This window comes from Bradyrhizobium erythrophlei (assembly GCF_042430365.1).
In the GTDB taxonomy this organism is placed as follows: Bacteria; Pseudomonadota; Alphaproteobacteria; order Rhizobiales; family Xanthobacteraceae; genus Bradyrhizobium; species Bradyrhizobium erythrophlei.
The window spans coordinates 1-13,225 of the sequence record NZ_JBHMET010000196.1; the positions used below are offsets into that span (position 1 = coordinate 1).

The window sequence follows — 13,225 nt, forward strand, 5'->3', positions numbered from 1 at the left end:
TAGGCTTTGCCGCGGCCGTCATCGCAGACGGCAGACTTCAACGCGCTTGCAAGGCGCAACTCCCACACCACCGGACATACGGGTCCGTATCCGGCGGTTCAGTGGATTATGCGGTCCGCAGCGCCGCGACGGAAGCCAAGCCGAGTGACCTGAAGAACGCGATTGGCATGGCGATGGTGAGCGCGGGACTGTTCGCGAGCCGCCAAGGGCCATGCGGGCTGCCAGCAGCGGTTGCCGCCAGGTCCCGGCCGACGCCACGGCGTCGCAGCTCGGCAAAACGAGCGGATCCACGCTTCCATTGTTTCCAGGCGATGGCGCGCAACCGCCGCCTGAGCCATGGATCAAGCGCGCGCAACACTGACGGGGTTTGGCAGAAGCCGAAGTAGCCGCGCCATCCGATCAGATAGACGGACAACTCTTTGACAATCTGCGCAAGGCTTCGACCACGCGTGCGCCGAGTCAGCTCCCGAACTTTCGCTTTGAAGCGGGCGAGCGCCTGCGGCGCAATGCGACGCCGCGGCCCCGTCCCGCCAGTAAAGCTGAAGCCCAGGAACTTGCGAACGCTCGGTTTGGCGACCGCGCTCTTGGCCCTGTTGATCTTGAGCTTGAGGCGCTTTTCGAGGAACTTCTCGATGCCGGCCAGCACCCGTTCGCCCGCTCGCTGACTGCGCACATAGATGTTGCAGTCATCGGCATAACGCACAAAGCGGTGGCCGCGCTTCTCCAGTTCCTTGTCCAGCTCATCCAGCATCAGATTCGACAACAGCGGCGAGAGCGGACCACCTTGCGGCATGCCCTCTTCCGTCGGACTGACCAGCCCTCCCTCCGTCGCACCCGCATTCAAGAATCCGCGGATGAGCTTCAGGAGACGCTTGTCAGCGACCCGTTTGGCAACCAGCCCCATCAGGACGTCGTGGTAGATCGATGTCCACGACGGCGGCGTGCCCGGACGCGATATACGCCTGCGCCCGTTCCACCGCCTGATGCGCCGAACGCCCCGGCCGGAAGCCGAAGCTCGTTTCGGAGAACGTCCCGTCCCAGTCCGCCTGCAGCACCTGCATCACCGCCTGCTGGACGACGCGGTCGAGCACCGTCGGGATGCCGAGCGGCCGCAGGCCGCCCGACGCCTTCGGTATCTCGACCCGCCGCACCGGCTGCGGCTTGTAGGTGCCGTCAAGCAGCTGAGCTCGGATCGTGAGCCAGTGCTCTTTCAGGTGGGCCGGCAGTTCGTTGACGGTCATCCCATCGACGCCTGCCGCGCCCTTGTTGCGCTTCACTTGCGCCAACGCTGTCTTCAGATTCTCACGCTCGACCACTGCTTCCATCGACGGCCCTGCGACCGCCGGGCGTTCAAGACTGGCCGTCGCCGCGCTTGCTTCGGTCTCTCGGACGGCGGCGCTTGGGGCTTCACCCTTCGCTCCGGTGTCCGAGTTCAGCTCAACCTGATTCTTCTGCCGCATGGCTCGCGCGAGATCGACCGCTCTACTAACCACTTCCACCGTTCGGGCCTTCGGCGGCGCGCTGCCGCCTACTATGCCCTCGGCTGACTTCTGCGCTGCGGTCAGGCCACCTTGCGGCGGTCTCAGTCCCGTTGCCGGGACACAGTGCAGACCTCCCGAGGTAAGACCGACCGCCTTCGCCGCACGCCCGCCGGATTTACCACCCCGGCTTTTGATGGTTCTGGACTTCGCGTTCATTTGCCCGCTCGTCCGGCCGGGTAGGCCTCGTTATCCGGTTCTTGTCCATCGGACCGCGGCTTTGCTCCACGCTTTCTTCAGACCCCACCTCGCGGTGACGCCCTTGCGCTTTGCTAATCCTTCGCCACCATCAGGCTGGATAGAGGACTTCCACCTCCAAGCTGTCGTTCATACTCGGCACACAAAAAAGAGAGGCCCGCGTTCGCGAGCCTCTCCCATTCAAAAACCCCGGCTTTCGCTCAGTGGCGGTGATGCCGGCGGTGATGGTGCCGGCGCGGGCCGCCGTGGCGGACCGGCTCGAGGTCGATCCCGGCGATGCCCGCCGCGACGTTGAGGCCGGTCTGGCCCTGCACGCTGATCGGCTGCAGCGCGTAGGCGTTGTTCGGACCGCCGAACAGGAAGTTACCGCCGGCGCCAAGGCCGACCGATGCGTTCAGGCCGACGCCGCCGTAGCTGCCGGCGAGCGCACCGCGCGGGAGCTGCGTGGTCGGCGCGCTCACCGCCCAGGCGAGCTGCGTCTGCGCGGTGACGCCAAGGTCGAGGCCGACGCGGCGCACGGTCGCGATATAGGGCTCGGGCCGGCGGTTGCCGCTCTGGAACACGCATTCGAGGTGGGTGACGGAGCCGACGACGAAGCCGACATTCTCGCCGCCCTGGCATTGCAGGACCCCGGCCTGAAGCTGAGGCGCCGCGTTGGCGGTGGCGATCGGCGCCAGCAGCGCGAGCGTGGCGAGGGTAAGTGTCGAAAGTCGCATTGGTCTGTCTCCGCAGATGAACTGAAATTGCGCGGCGGACAGAAAGGAAGGGTCGTGTCCAAAACAAGGCAGGCTCGCAAAGACGCCGTAAAAACTTCCAGCGTGTGACGCAGACGACCTGATCAGGTTGTGATTTGACACGTCATTTTTCCGTCGCGCTCGATCGCAACGCGCACGACATCGTTCCCGCATCAGATGCGGGAACGATGTTCTTGTTCGAAAGCGAACGAGTTGTTTGAAAGCGAACTAGCGCAAATTGCCGCAGAAGCGCTGGATGCGCTTGCAGGCATCCTCGAGATCCGAGGTCTTGGTGGCGTAGGAGATGCGGAACGCCGGCCCGAGGCCGAATGCCGACCCCTGCACCACGGCAACGCCCTCGCTCTCCAGCAGCTCGGTGACGAAGACCTCGTCGTTGCCGATCACGTTGCCCGACGGCGCCTTCTTGCCGATGGTGCCGGCGCAGGACGGATAGACGTAGAATGCCCCCTCCGGCCGCGGGCATTCGATACCGTTCGCCTGGTTGAGCATCGACACCACGAGGTCGCGGCGCTCCTTGAACACCTTGTTGTTCGCCGGGATGAAGTCCTGCGGACCGTTCAGCGCCTCGACAGAGGCCCACTGCGAGATCGACGACGGGTTCGAGGTCGACTGCGACTGGATCGTCGCCATCGCCTTGATCAGCGGTGCCGGACCGCCAGCATAGCCGATGCGCCAGCCGGTCATGCAATAGGCCTTCGAGACGCCGTTCACGGTCAGCGTGCGGTCGTAGAGCGCGGGCTCGACCTGCGCCGCCGTGGAGAAGACGAAGTCGTCATAGACGAGATGCTCGTACATGTCGTCGGTCATCACCCAGACATGCGGATGCTTCACCAGCACGTCGGTGATCGCCTTCAGCTCGGCACGCGTGTAGGCGGCGCCGGTCGGGTTCGACGGCGAGCACAGGATGACCCACTTGGTCTTCGGCGTGATCGCCCTCTCGAGATCCTCGGGGCGCAGCTTGAAGCCGGTCGAGGCCGGGCACACGACCGGCACCGACTCGCCGCCGGCGAGCGCCACCATTTCGGGATAGCTGACCCAGTACGGCGCGGGAATGATCACCTCGTCGCCCGGATTGATGGTCGCCATCAGCGCGTTGTACAGCACCTGCTTGCCACCGGTGCCGACAATGATCTGGTTCGGCTTGTAGGCCAGGCCGTTCTCGCGCTGGAACTTGTTGATGATGGCGTCCTTCAGCTCCGGAATGCCGCCGACATCGGTGTACTTGGTCTTGCCGGCCTCGATCGCATGGATCGCCGCCAGCTTGATGTTGGCGGGCGTGTCGAAGTCCGGCTCGCCGGCGCCGAGGCCGATGACGTTGCGACCCGCGGCTTTCAACGCGCGTGCTTTGTCCGTGACCGCGATCGTCGCGGACGGCTTCACACGGTCAAGCGCAGCGGACAGGAAGGCCATCATCATCTCCTGGCAAACGTCGTGAGCAACTCGCCACGACTCTATCTGGATGGGATCGCAGCACCCTAGGCCGGTCGCCGCTGCATCGCAAGAAGCTTGGCGCGAAAGGCCAGAACTTTCGCGTTAACACGCAACATTCCTAAAGTTCCGAGGCTGAATTGCTCATATCCGGCAAGGTCGCAGATCGCGCCCGAATGCGAGCCGAGACGCGCTCGCGCACGCAATTGCTCCGAGGACAATGGCCGCCGCCGGGACGATCGCACCGGCAAGAATCGACGCGACCACGGCGCGCGTGCAGCGACCAACACAACCGGACCGCAGATGGCGTTGCCGGCCTCGCGCAGAAGGGTCGCGCAAGCGTGATCCGAGTTGGTGTCGTGTGTGAATAGAATCGTTCTGCACGCGTGCAGTGCGGTAGAGGTTTCGACTTTTTCCACGTTGCGGGGCTTGCGACGCACCCCTATCGGCATCATTGTTTAGGCGCGCTGCGGCGTGACAGGCCGCGCAGATTCCCGATCGATCGAGTGAACCCCGACGCAATGTACAAGCTCTATTCGATGCAGCGCTCCGGCAACAGTTACAAGGTTCGCCTGGCGCTGGCCGTGCTGAATACGCCGTACCAAGCGATCGAGGTCGACATCCTGCGCGGCGAGAGCCGCACGCCGGAATTCCTCGCCAAGAACCCGAGCGGACAGGTGCCGCTGCTCGAGGTCGAGGACGGCCGCTTCCTCGCCGAGTCCAACGCCATCCTCTGGTACGTCGCCGCCGCAACGTCGCTGTCGCCGGAATCGCGGATCGAGCGCGCCGAAGCACTGCAGTGGATGTTCTTCGAGCAGCATGCGCTGGAGCCGAACATCGGCGCCGCCTATTTCTGGCTGTCGCTGGTCAAGGGCGGGCGTGACCTGCAGACGCACGCGCTGGAGGACTGGATGGAGCGCGGCTACGCGGCGCTGCAGGTGATGGAAAACCACCTCAAGAGCCACACCTACTTTGCCGCCGACCAGCTCACGGTCGCCGACATCGCGCTGTACGGCTACACCCACGTCGCCGACCGCTGCGACTTCGACCTTGCGACGTTTCCGTCGATCCGCGCCTGGCTGAAACGGGTGGAGCACACCGAGGGCTTCGTCGGCATGGACTGGCGGCCCGGGAGCGAGATCGAAGACCCCGCTACCGTCGCCGCCGGCGTCTGAACAACGGGGATAGCGGGAAAACCGCCCAAATAGCGGGCAAAACCCCCGCATTCGCCGCGGTTTTGCCATATTCCGCGCCGCGGCCGCCGCAATATTGCCGGCGACGATTTGCAAATTTCCGCTCGTCGCGGGTGATTCGCCCGCGCCTTGAAGGATTTAGACCATGACACGGTCGTCCGGCACCGCCGGCTTCCAGGGCCTCGCGGCTCCCGTCGCGTCTTCCCGGCTGACACACGCGATCGCCGCGTCGCTCGCGTTTTGTGCGCTGACCCTTTGCGTCGTCGTCACGCTGACGGTGCTCTCGAGCAAGGTCACCATGGCGATGCCGATCCCGACATAGTTCACCGCTTTTCGGTTAGCACCTTTGGCGACAAGGGCGCGGTGGAGACATCGCGGCTCTGAGATGATGAAGACACCCGTCGGACTTGTGACCGTGACGTTGACGGTGGCGATCCTGCTCGCCGCGTCGCTGTTGATCGTGACCGGAACGCGCGGCGAGGACCGTGCGTGGCCGCCGCGGATCCTAACGCCGGCCAGGTGAGCTGCCGGCTGCGGCCGGACTTCATCCCCATTTGTGGAAGATCAGGAACGCGCCGACGGCGATGAACGCAAAGCCCAGCGCGTGATTCCAGCCCAGCGGCTCCTTCAGATACAGCACCGAGAAGCCGGCGAACACGACCAGCGTGATCACCTCCTGTATGGTCTTGAGCTGCGCCGCGGTATAGACCGCGCTGCCCCAGCGATTGGCCGGCACCGCGAGCCAGTATTCAAAGAAGGCGATGCCCCAGCTCACGAGGATGACGAGCGGGAGCGAATGATCCTTGAATTTGAGATGGCCGTACCAGGCGAAGGTCATGAAGACGTTGGAGGCAAACAGCATCAGGATCGGCGTGAGCGACGGCGAGATGGCGGGCATCGATGTCCTCTTGCAAGGGGCGCGCGCCAACGTCGGCGCAAAGACCCCGGTTTCACGCCGATCTGCATATCATTTGAATTGAATGCTGCGAAAGCTCGCGCGCATCACGCAACAGGCGCTTAACGCTCACGGCGGAAATGCCGGCAATGTTGCAAACCTGTCGTCAAACTGCGGCCCTATTGTCCGACAGGCAACGAGAACGACGATGCGGTTCGACTGGCGTGCAATCTCAGGTCCGGCTCTGACGGCGACCACGGCGCTGATTGCCTTCGTTGTCGACCGCTTCCTGATCACCATGCCCAATCCCGCGCCGCTGTTCGTCTGCATCGTGGCGCTCGCGAGCTCGATCAGCGGCATCACCTCCGGGCTGATCAGCGCCGCGATCGCGGTGGTGTCCTCGGCACTGTTCTTCCTCGACCACCGCACAACGCCCGGCTTCGACACCCACGACGTCGCGCGGATGCTGATGCTGGCGGCGACCGCCGCCGGCACCGCCGTCATCACCGGATTGCTGCGGCATAAGTGGATCGACGCCTTCGCCGCCGAGCAGGAGCACCATGCGACCGCGGCGCGGCTTGAGGCCGCGCTCGACCAGGTCGACATCGGCATCGTGCTCCTGGATTCCGACACCCGCGCCGAGTTCATCAACCGCGCCTTCCGCGACTATTTCGCGCTGTCGGACGCGCAGGCCGATTCCAAGCCGCCCTTCATCGCGCTGATGTATCACGGCCGCGACACCGGGGCTTGGGAGTTGCCGGAGGACGAGCTCGGCGCGTTCATCGCGGAGCGCACCGAGAAGATGCGCGCCGGCGATTCCACGCCGATCAACATCAACCTCGCCGGCGGCGAGGTGCTGCGCTTCAGCTGCACTGCGCTGCCCGACGGCGGGCGCATGCTGAGCTACACGCCGGTGACCGACCTCGTTCGCCACACCGACGATCCGGCCAATGCCGAGTACTATCGCTCGCTGCGCGGCGGCAGCGTGCGCAATCTGGCACGGCACCTGCGCGCGGCCGAGTGACGGCCCGCGTCTCGACAATTGATCCGACCCGATCCCGACGATAGAAGTGTCCGGCGCAACGCACGCGCATGTCGCTCAACGCAGGATCGCCTCATGTCCGACGACGTCACCATCCGCTTCGTCACCCGGCAGGACTACGCCCGGTGGCTTCCCCTGTGGGACGGCTACAACGCGTTCTACGGACGGTCCGGTCCGACGGCGCTCGCGCCCGAGATCACGGCGATGACATGGTCGCGCTTCTTCGACGCCTATGAGCCGGTGCATGCGCTGGTCGCCGAGCAGGGCGGCGAATTGCTCGGACTCACGCACTATCTGTTTCACCGCTCGACCACGGCGATCGAGCCGCTCTGCTATTTGCAGGATCTCTTCGCCAGCCAGGCGGCGCGCGGCAAGGGCGTCGGCCGCGCCCTGATCAACGGCGTCTATGCGCAGGCGAGGCTTGCGGGATCGCCGCGGGTCTACTGGCAGACGCACGAGACCAACCACACCGCGATGCAGCTCTACGACAAGGTCGCCGAGAAGCCGGGCTTCCTGATCTATCGCAAGGTCCTCTGAAGGGATCCTCGGCGTGGTTGTGGAAAACCCCCGATGTCACCGGGACGTTACAAATCCCGGTTAGCCTTTCCCTGCGTAAGATCAGGCCCCCCGTCTCAGATCTCGCGCCCCGAGCGGTCCCCGTCAGTCGCCGCGTCTGACCGGGGCCGCTTTTTTTGCGGCATTGCCATGCATCATCGGCGGTAGAGCGTTTTCGAGCGAAGTGGATACCGGTTCGCGTGAAGAAAACGCGTCAAAACAAGAGTCTAGAGCTTCGGTTCTGATTTAATCAGAACCGAAGCTCTAGGTCGGCACCTTGCCGGCCCCCGGCCCGCGCGCCACAATGTGCGCCGTATCTCGCCTATCCCACAGGATTGTCTCATGGAAATTCGTAATCTCGGCGGCTCCGGCCTGCGCGTGTCCGCCGTCGGAATCGGTTGCAACAATTTCGGCCAACGCACTGATCTGGAAACCTCGCGCAAGGTGATCCACAAGGCGATCGATCTCGGCATCACCCTGTTCGACACCGCCGACATCTATGCAGGCATGGGCGGCTCGGAGACCGTGCTCGGCACCGTGCTCGGCGACCGCCGCAAGGACATCGTGCTGGCGACCAAATATGCCAAGCCGATGGCGACCGACGGCACCAAGCAGGGCGCCTCGCGCCGCTACATCATGTCGGCGGTCGAAGCGAGCCTGACGCGGCTGAAGACCGATTACATCGATCTCTACCAGCAGCACGATTACGATTCCTTGACGCCGATCGACGAGACGCTGCGTGCGCTCGACGACCTCGTCCGCCAGGGCAAGGTGCGCTACATCGGCAATTCGAACTTCCCGGCCTGGCGCATCGCCGAAGCCGAGCACGTCGCGCGCGCGATGAACGTCAACCGCTTCGTCTCCTGCCAGGACGAATACAGCCTCGTGGTGCGCGACATCGAGAAGGACCTGTTGCCCGCCGCGCAGCAATACAATCTCGGCCTGTTGCCGTTCTTCCCGCTCGCCAGCGGTCTCCTCACCGGCAAATACCAGCGCGGCGCCGAAGCGCCCGCCGACACCCGCTTCGCCAAGGCGCCCGCGCTGCGCGACCGCTATGCCACGCCGCGCAACGAGGACATCGTCGAGAAGCTGCAGGTGTTCGCGAAAGAACGCGGCCACACCATGCTCGAGCTCGCCTTCTCCTGGCTCGCCGCGCGCCCGCAAGTCGCAAGCGTGATCGCCGGCGCCACCCGCGTCGAGCAGGTCGAGCAGAACGTCAAGGCGATCAGCTGGAAGCTTTCCGCCGACGAGATGGCGGAGATCGACCGGATCACGAGGTAGCGTTCGCTGCCGGCGCTGCGGAAGGGGCGTATGACCGCCGCGCCGACAGACACAGAAGCGCGGCGATGATCGCGCATCCGGAGAGCTGCAGCGCGCCCGCCGGCGTCCAGCCCAGCTCGGTCTTGAGCAGCCCGAGCAGGTATCCGGCGAAGGCCGCCGGAATGTACAGCGCCGCGACGAACAGGCCGGAGGCCTGTGCGGCCTTGCTTCGTGTCACCGACTTGATGATGCCGGCGGACAGGTTGGCATAGACCATGCCGCTGATGGTCACGCCGAACACGAAGGAGAGCGCCATGTGCAGCGTGAGCGAGCGCTCGAGCTCGGTGAACAGCAAGCCGCCCGAGGCCGCGGCGATCAACAGCGAGACCAGCAGCAGCTTGCGGTAGTCAAAGCGGTCACCGCACCAGCCGCCGATCAGCGACGCCAGCGCGCCAAAGCCGTAGCAGCTCACGGCGAGCGCGGCTTCCTTCGGCGTGAAGCCGACGGATTCGCGCAGATAGGTCGGATAAAGCCCGAGGTAGCCATAGATCGCGAGGCCGGCAAACACGGTAGCCGCAGCGAGCAGCAGCGGCTGGGCCGACCACAGGCTGGACGATGCCGCATCCTCGTCGCGTGCGGTGATCCCGTCCTGCTCCGCTGTGCCGGCTTCGCTGAACCAACTCCGCACGCAGACGAGGATCAGAATGAGCGCCGGGATGCCGGCGATGCCGAACACGATGAACGGCATCTGCCAATGGGTGGAGTTCAGGATCGCGGCACCGATATTGGGCCGGCGATCGCGCCGATGCCGAACGCGAAGTTCAGCGAGCTGGCCGCCATTGCGCGGTGGTTCAAGAAGTAGGTGGTGCCGACGGCGAGGATCGCAGTCAGCTGCATTGCCTCACCGAGCCCTGAGACGAAGCGATAGACCAGGAGGTCGGGCATGCCGGTGGCGTAAGCCGTGAGAAAGGTCGCGACCGAGAAGATCACGAGGCCAAGGATCGTGACGCTCCGCCGCGACAGCTTTTGCAGCAGATAGCCGGTCGGGATGCCCGCAACACCCATACCGAGCGTGAAGATGGTGGAGGCCAGACCGATCTCGGGCAGCGAAAGGTTGAGCGCCTTGCGCACATCACTCGCCAGCACGGAGAACAGCTGCCGGTCCATCGCATTCACGACATAGGACAGCAGCAGCACGACGAACATCGCGAGCGCGATCCTTCCGCGGCCGTCTCCGGCCTTGGTGGCGAGCGATGTGGGCTTGATGTTGGACATGGCGGTTAGACCTTTCGGTTCGATTGCGTTGCAGCGGACCCGGTGCAGGTCGACGCGAACCCGCTCTGGATGACAATGGGGCTAGGCTTTCGCGGCACCGCCGCGCGGACCGGACCGCATCGCGTAGGCGCGTGCGAGTTCGTCCCCGCCGAGGCCGAGTGCGAGAAGGAGTTGCAGGAGCAGCCGCGCCTTGACCCCGTTCAGGAAACCGCCGGGGATCGCGCCACGCCGGATCAGATCAATCTCGGAGCCGGCGAAACCGTAGGTGCGGGTAAATACCGGACCCGCCCCGGTCCGGCTCGCAAGGATGACCGGCATTCGATCGGCGAGACTTTCGATCAGCGGCGCGAGGATGTCCGGCACATGCCCGGCGCCCATGGCCTCGATCACCGCGCCACGATAGCCGAGGCCCGCGAGCGCGCCGAGCATCCGGCCGTCGTCGCCTATTCCAATTCGCATCAGCGCGACCGGGACATCCGATGCATCGACCGGCCGTTGCAGCGGCCGCATCCGTTCGACGCCAAACAACCGAAGCACCTCGCCTTCGGCGATGCGACCGAGCAGCCCCGTCGCGGGCGAAACGAATGCATCCGGTCGCGAGGTGTCGCCCTTGGTCACATATCGCGCAGCGTGAATTTCATCGTTGAGGACGACCATCGTGCCCAGGCCCGCCATCGCCCCCGACGCGGCGGTGGTGACGGCCGCGAGCAAATTGGCCGGGCCGTCGGCGCCCGGCGCGCCGGCGCCCCGCATCGCGCCGGTCACCACGACCGGCCGATCCGACTGCACCAGCAGGTCCAGCACGAACGCGCTCTCCTCAATCGTGTCGGTTCCCTGCACCACGACCGCACCGGCATGCCCTGTCGCAAGATGTCGATCAATCAGCACGGCGATCTTGATGAGATCCGGCAAAGTCAGCGAGGCGCCCGGCTTGGTCGAGAACGTGACGACGTCGAGGTCGGCGATGGCAGCCAGTTCCGGATTCGCGCTCACCAGATCCTCCGCAGTGAGCGTCGGCGCGATGCCGCTCCCCGCGCGGCGGGTCATGGTGATGGTGCCACCGGTTGAGATCAGCAGGATGCGGGGCCGCGTCATCGGTCGTTCGCCTGGTTGCGGAAAATGTCGAGGATCTCGGCGCCGGTGCACATCAGGACGCCGTCATGGGCAAGGATGTGATCGTAGAGGGCTTCGAGATAGCGAATGCGGTGCGGGACCCCTGTGAGATAGGGATGGATGCTGATCGCCATGACGCGCGGCACCGTCGCTCCTTCCTGATAGAGGCGGTCGAACTGGTCGCGGCCTCGCTGCAGGATGGCGTCCGACGGCTGCTGCTGGATCGCCGACAGCACAACGTCGTTGACCTCGACCGTGTAGGGCACGGAGACGATGTTGCCGCTGCGCGTCTTGATCGCGACCGGCTGGTCGTCCAGCACCCAGTCGGCGACATATTCGATGCCGGCCTCGGCCAGGAGATCGACGGTGTCGTCGGTCTCCGTCAGGCCCGGACTCTCCCAGCCACGCACCGGCCTGCCGGTGAAGCCGCGGATTGTCTCGATCGTCTGACGGATCGCTTCGCGCTGATCGGCGACCGCATGCATCGGTCCCTGCACGAAGCCGTGGCCGATGAAGTCCCATCCGGCAGCGCGCGCGGCCTCGCAGGCGGCGGGATAGGCCGAGATCGCCGATGCGTTCACGGCGAAGGACGCCTTGAGGCCGCGCGCAGCCAGCACATCCACGAAGCGCCAGAATCCGACGCGCATGCCGTATTCGTGCCAGGCCCAGTTCGGGATATCGGGCAGCAGCGGCTGCCCCATTGGCGGCGACAGCACATTGCGCGGCATGGCACCGGCCGCATCCCAGTTCTCGACATTGACGATCGTCCAAACCGCGACGCGCGCGTCGTTGGGCAACCGAAAGCGGCGGCCGACGATCGGGTTGTAGGGAACGCGGTCCCGGACAGGGATACGGGGCCAATCGTTGCTCATGACAAAATCCTGCGAGTCAACCGAGATTTGTTCCACTAAATGGAATACTGAAAACGATACGCAAAGCGATCGGCGAGGTCAAAATTCACGATACCCTCGACAAGATTATTTCAATAAGTGGAACTTTTGACTGAGAATGGCCTGCAATCGAGCCACCTTCTCGCGCTTCGAACCCGAATTGCGACGGATAATTTGCCTTCCGGCGACAATAATTCTACATATTGAAATATCAATGTGCGGATTTCTGCGCAGCCCCCCGGGGGAGCATCCATGTCGACAACCGCGATGTCCGGAACGCAGACGGTATCCCGCGCGATGCGCGCATTGCGCTTGGTGGCCAACCGCCACGGCAAAGGCATCCGGCTCTCCGACATCGCCGAGACGATGGCGCTGCCGCGCCCCACGGTGCATCGCCTCCTGAAGGCGCTGGTCGATGAAGGCCTGCTGGCCCGCGAGAATGGCTCCCGGCGCTACGTCGTCGGCACCTTCGCGTTGGAACTTGGGCTCGTATCGGCGCGCGCGCTGACCATGCATGAGTGTTGCCGACCGATCCTGCAGCAACTGGCCGAGCGCACCGGCGACACGTCCTTTCTGTTCGTTCGCAGCGCCAACGACAGCGTTTGCGTCGATCGCGTGCAGGGCACATTTCCGATCCAGACGCCGTCGGTGCCGCTCGGCGCACGTCATCCCCTGGGGATCACCGCGGGCGGTCTCGCACTGCTTGCCGCGCTGAGCGACGAGGACGCGGCGGACGTGGTCAGCGATATCGAACCGAGGCTGCGTGCCTATGGCGACGTGAGTGCGGACGAACTGCACCGGCTGCGGCGGATGGCTCGCCAGAACGGCTATGCGCTGATTGGTAATCGCGCCGTGCCCGGCGTCACCGCCGTCGGCCTTCCGGTAATGGATCGCGCGGGCGCCGCCATCGCCGCAGTGGCGGTCGCGTCCACCAGCGAGCGCATGACCGCCGCGCGGGTCGCCCTGCTGCTATCGGATCTCAGGAAGGCTGCGGACGACGTCTCCGGCTTCGTCTGCGCGCACTAGAGCATGATCCGGAAAAGTGTGTAGCGGTTTTCCGAAAAGATCATGCTCAAACAAAGA

At 64.8% G+C, this 13,225-nt stretch carries 16 protein-coding genes; 7 read left to right on the forward strand and 9 right to left on the reverse strand.

The features are described from left to right. Positions 1–106: 106 nt before the first annotated feature. The 4 genes from ACFFWD_RS45320 to ACFFWD_RS28240 form a co-directional block, all read right to left on the reverse strand. Entirely contained in the window at positions 107–904 is a 798-nt protein-coding gene (locus ACFFWD_RS45320) for a group II intron maturase-specific domain-containing protein (protein WP_474796804.1), read from the reverse strand. Next, on the reverse strand, positions 876–1,697 hold the full coding sequence (locus ACFFWD_RS28230; protein WP_474796805.1) for a reverse transcriptase domain-containing protein: 822 nt from the start codon (positions 1,695–1,697) through the stop codon (positions 876–878). Before ACFFWD_RS28230 ends, ACFFWD_RS45320 begins: the two co-directional genes overlap by 29 nt. A 239-nt stretch (positions 1,698–1,936) precedes the next feature. Next, on the reverse strand, positions 1,937–2,452 hold the full coding sequence (locus tag ACFFWD_RS28235) for a DUF992 domain-containing protein (protein ID WP_376970830.1): 516 nt from the start codon (positions 2,450–2,452) through the stop codon (positions 1,937–1,939). A 246-nt stretch (positions 2,453–2,698) separates the two neighbouring features. Continuing rightward, a complete protein-coding gene (locus ACFFWD_RS28240; protein WP_376970832.1) occupies positions 2,699–3,901 on the reverse strand; it encodes a pyridoxal phosphate-dependent aminotransferase in 1,203 nt (400 codons plus the stop codon). Between the two features lie 539 nt (positions 3,902–4,440). Here ACFFWD_RS28240 and ACFFWD_RS28245 point away from each other — a divergent pair. From ACFFWD_RS28245 to ACFFWD_RS28255, 3 genes are all read left to right on the forward strand, one after another. Continuing rightward, positions 4,441–5,094: a glutathione S-transferase family protein gene (locus ACFFWD_RS28245; protein WP_376971038.1), complete on the forward strand. Its 654-nt coding sequence runs from the start codon at positions 4,441–4,443 to the stop codon at positions 5,092–5,094. Positions 5,095–5,257: 163 nt separating this feature from the next. Next, entirely contained in the window at positions 5,258–5,434 is a 177-nt protein-coding gene (locus ACFFWD_RS28250; protein ID WP_376970834.1) for a hypothetical protein, read from the forward strand. A gap of 63 nt (positions 5,435–5,497) precedes the next feature. Further along, the gene (locus ACFFWD_RS28255; RefSeq protein ID WP_376970836.1) at positions 5,498–5,635 is read left to right on the forward strand and encodes a hypothetical protein; all 138 of its coding nucleotides are present in this window, start codon (positions 5,498–5,500) and stop codon (positions 5,633–5,635) included. A 21-nt stretch (positions 5,636–5,656) separates the two neighbouring features. On the opposite strand, the gene ACFFWD_RS28260 is transcribed toward ACFFWD_RS28255, so the two are convergent. Then, positions 5,657–6,010 carry a DMT family protein gene (locus tag ACFFWD_RS28260; RefSeq protein ID WP_376970838.1) on the reverse strand — a complete coding sequence of 118 codons (354 nt, stop codon included), beginning with the start codon at positions 6,008–6,010 and terminating at the stop codon, positions 5,657–5,659. Positions 6,011–6,215: 205 nt separating this feature from the next. On the opposite strand from ACFFWD_RS28260, the gene ACFFWD_RS28265 reads away from it, so the two are divergent. The 3 genes from ACFFWD_RS28265 (at position 6,216) to ACFFWD_RS28275 (ending at position 8,885) form a co-directional block, all read left to right on the forward strand. Continuing rightward, the gene (locus tag ACFFWD_RS28265; protein ID WP_376970840.1) at positions 6,216–7,031 is read left to right on the forward strand and encodes a PAS-domain containing protein; all 816 of its coding nucleotides are present in this window, start codon (positions 6,216–6,218) and stop codon (positions 7,029–7,031) included. A 93-nt stretch (positions 7,032–7,124) separates the two neighbouring features. Continuing rightward, complete coding sequence (locus ACFFWD_RS28270) at positions 7,125–7,586, forward strand: GNAT family N-acetyltransferase (protein WP_376970842.1); 462 nt, start codon at positions 7,125–7,127, stop codon at positions 7,584–7,586. 360 nt (positions 7,587–7,946) lie between these two features. Next, positions 7,947–8,885: an aldo/keto reductase gene (locus tag ACFFWD_RS28275; protein ID WP_376970844.1), complete on the forward strand. Its 939-nt coding sequence runs from the start codon at positions 7,947–7,949 to the stop codon at positions 8,883–8,885. Here ACFFWD_RS28275 and ACFFWD_RS28280 read toward each other — a convergent pair. The 4 genes from ACFFWD_RS28280 to ACFFWD_RS28295 all read right to left on the reverse strand — a co-directional run bounded on the left by ACFFWD_RS28280 (position 8,875) and on the right by ACFFWD_RS28295 (position 12,124). Continuing rightward, positions 8,875–9,612 carry an MFS transporter gene (locus tag ACFFWD_RS28280; RefSeq protein ID WP_376970846.1) on the reverse strand — a complete coding sequence of 246 codons (738 nt, stop codon included), beginning with the start codon at positions 9,610–9,612 and terminating at the stop codon, positions 8,875–8,877. The two genes, ACFFWD_RS28275 and ACFFWD_RS28280, sit on opposite strands and share 11 nt — an antisense overlap. A 17-nt stretch (positions 9,613–9,629) precedes the next feature. Beyond that, positions 9,630–10,139, reverse strand: a complete 510-nt coding sequence (locus ACFFWD_RS28285) for an MFS transporter (RefSeq protein ID WP_376970848.1) — start codon at positions 10,137–10,139, stop codon at positions 9,630–9,632. An 81-nt stretch (positions 10,140–10,220) separates the two neighbouring features. Further along, on the reverse strand, positions 10,221–11,234 hold the full coding sequence (locus ACFFWD_RS28290; RefSeq protein WP_376970850.1) for an asparaginase: 1,014 nt from the start codon (positions 11,232–11,234) through the stop codon (positions 10,221–10,223). Beyond that, on the reverse strand, positions 11,231–12,124 hold the full coding sequence (locus ACFFWD_RS28295) for a polysaccharide deacetylase family protein (RefSeq protein ID WP_376970852.1): 894 nt from the start codon (positions 12,122–12,124) through the stop codon (positions 11,231–11,233). The genes ACFFWD_RS28290 and ACFFWD_RS28295 overlap by 4 nt, the downstream gene beginning before the upstream one ends. A 270-nt stretch (positions 12,125–12,394) precedes the next feature. Between ACFFWD_RS28295 and ACFFWD_RS28300 the strand changes: the two genes are divergently transcribed. Continuing rightward, entirely contained in the window at positions 12,395–13,168 is a 774-nt protein-coding gene (locus ACFFWD_RS28300; protein ID WP_376970854.1) for an IclR family transcriptional regulator, read from the forward strand. Positions 13,169–13,225: the final 57 nt, after the last annotated feature.

What these genes read in the sequence shown, in the direction of transcription:
- ACFFWD_RS45320 (WP_474796804.1), bottom strand. Translation starts at nt 904, where the DNA reads ATGGGGCTGGTTGCCAAACGGGTCGCTGACAAGCGTCTCCTGAAGCTC.
- ACFFWD_RS28230 (WP_474796805.1), bottom strand. Translation starts at nt 1,697, where the DNA reads ATGAACGCGAAGTCCAGAACCATCAAAAGCCGGGGTGGTAAATCCGGC.
- ACFFWD_RS28235 (WP_376970830.1), bottom strand. Translation starts at nt 2,452, where the DNA reads ATGCGACTTTCGACACTTACCCTCGCCACGCTCGCGCTGCTGGCGCCG.
- ACFFWD_RS28240 (WP_376970832.1), bottom strand. Translation starts at nt 3,901, where the DNA reads ATGGCCTTCCTGTCCGCTGCGCTTGACCGTGTGAAGCCGTCCGCGACG.
- ACFFWD_RS28245 (WP_376971038.1), top strand. Translation starts at nt 4,441, where the DNA reads ATGTACAAGCTCTATTCGATGCAGCGCTCCGGCAACAGTTACAAGGTT.
- ACFFWD_RS28250 (WP_376970834.1), top strand. Translation starts at nt 5,258, where the DNA reads ATGACACGGTCGTCCGGCACCGCCGGCTTCCAGGGCCTCGCGGCTCCC.
- ACFFWD_RS28255 (WP_376970836.1), top strand. Translation starts at nt 5,498, where the DNA reads ATGATGAAGACACCCGTCGGACTTGTGACCGTGACGTTGACGGTGGCG.
- ACFFWD_RS28260 (WP_376970838.1), bottom strand. Translation starts at nt 6,010, where the DNA reads ATGCCCGCCATCTCGCCGTCGCTCACGCCGATCCTGATGCTGTTTGCC.
- ACFFWD_RS28265 (WP_376970840.1), top strand. Translation starts at nt 6,216, where the DNA reads ATGCGGTTCGACTGGCGTGCAATCTCAGGTCCGGCTCTGACGGCGACC.
- ACFFWD_RS28270 (WP_376970842.1), top strand. Translation starts at nt 7,125, where the DNA reads ATGTCCGACGACGTCACCATCCGCTTCGTCACCCGGCAGGACTACGCC.
- ACFFWD_RS28275 (WP_376970844.1), top strand. Translation starts at nt 7,947, where the DNA reads ATGGAAATTCGTAATCTCGGCGGCTCCGGCCTGCGCGTGTCCGCCGTC.
- ACFFWD_RS28280 (WP_376970846.1), bottom strand. Translation starts at nt 9,612, where the DNA reads ATGCCGTTCATCGTGTTCGGCATCGCCGGCATCCCGGCGCTCATTCTG.
- ACFFWD_RS28285 (WP_376970848.1), bottom strand. Translation starts at nt 10,139, where the DNA reads ATGTCCAACATCAAGCCCACATCGCTCGCCACCAAGGCCGGAGACGGC.
- ACFFWD_RS28290 (WP_376970850.1), bottom strand. Translation starts at nt 11,234, where the DNA reads ATGACGCGGCCCCGCATCCTGCTGATCTCAACCGGTGGCACCATCACC.
- ACFFWD_RS28295 (WP_376970852.1), bottom strand. Translation starts at nt 12,124, where the DNA reads ATGAGCAACGATTGGCCCCGTATCCCTGTCCGGGACCGCGTTCCCTAC.
- ACFFWD_RS28300 (WP_376970854.1), top strand. Translation starts at nt 12,395, where the DNA reads ATGTCGACAACCGCGATGTCCGGAACGCAGACGGTATCCCGCGCGATG.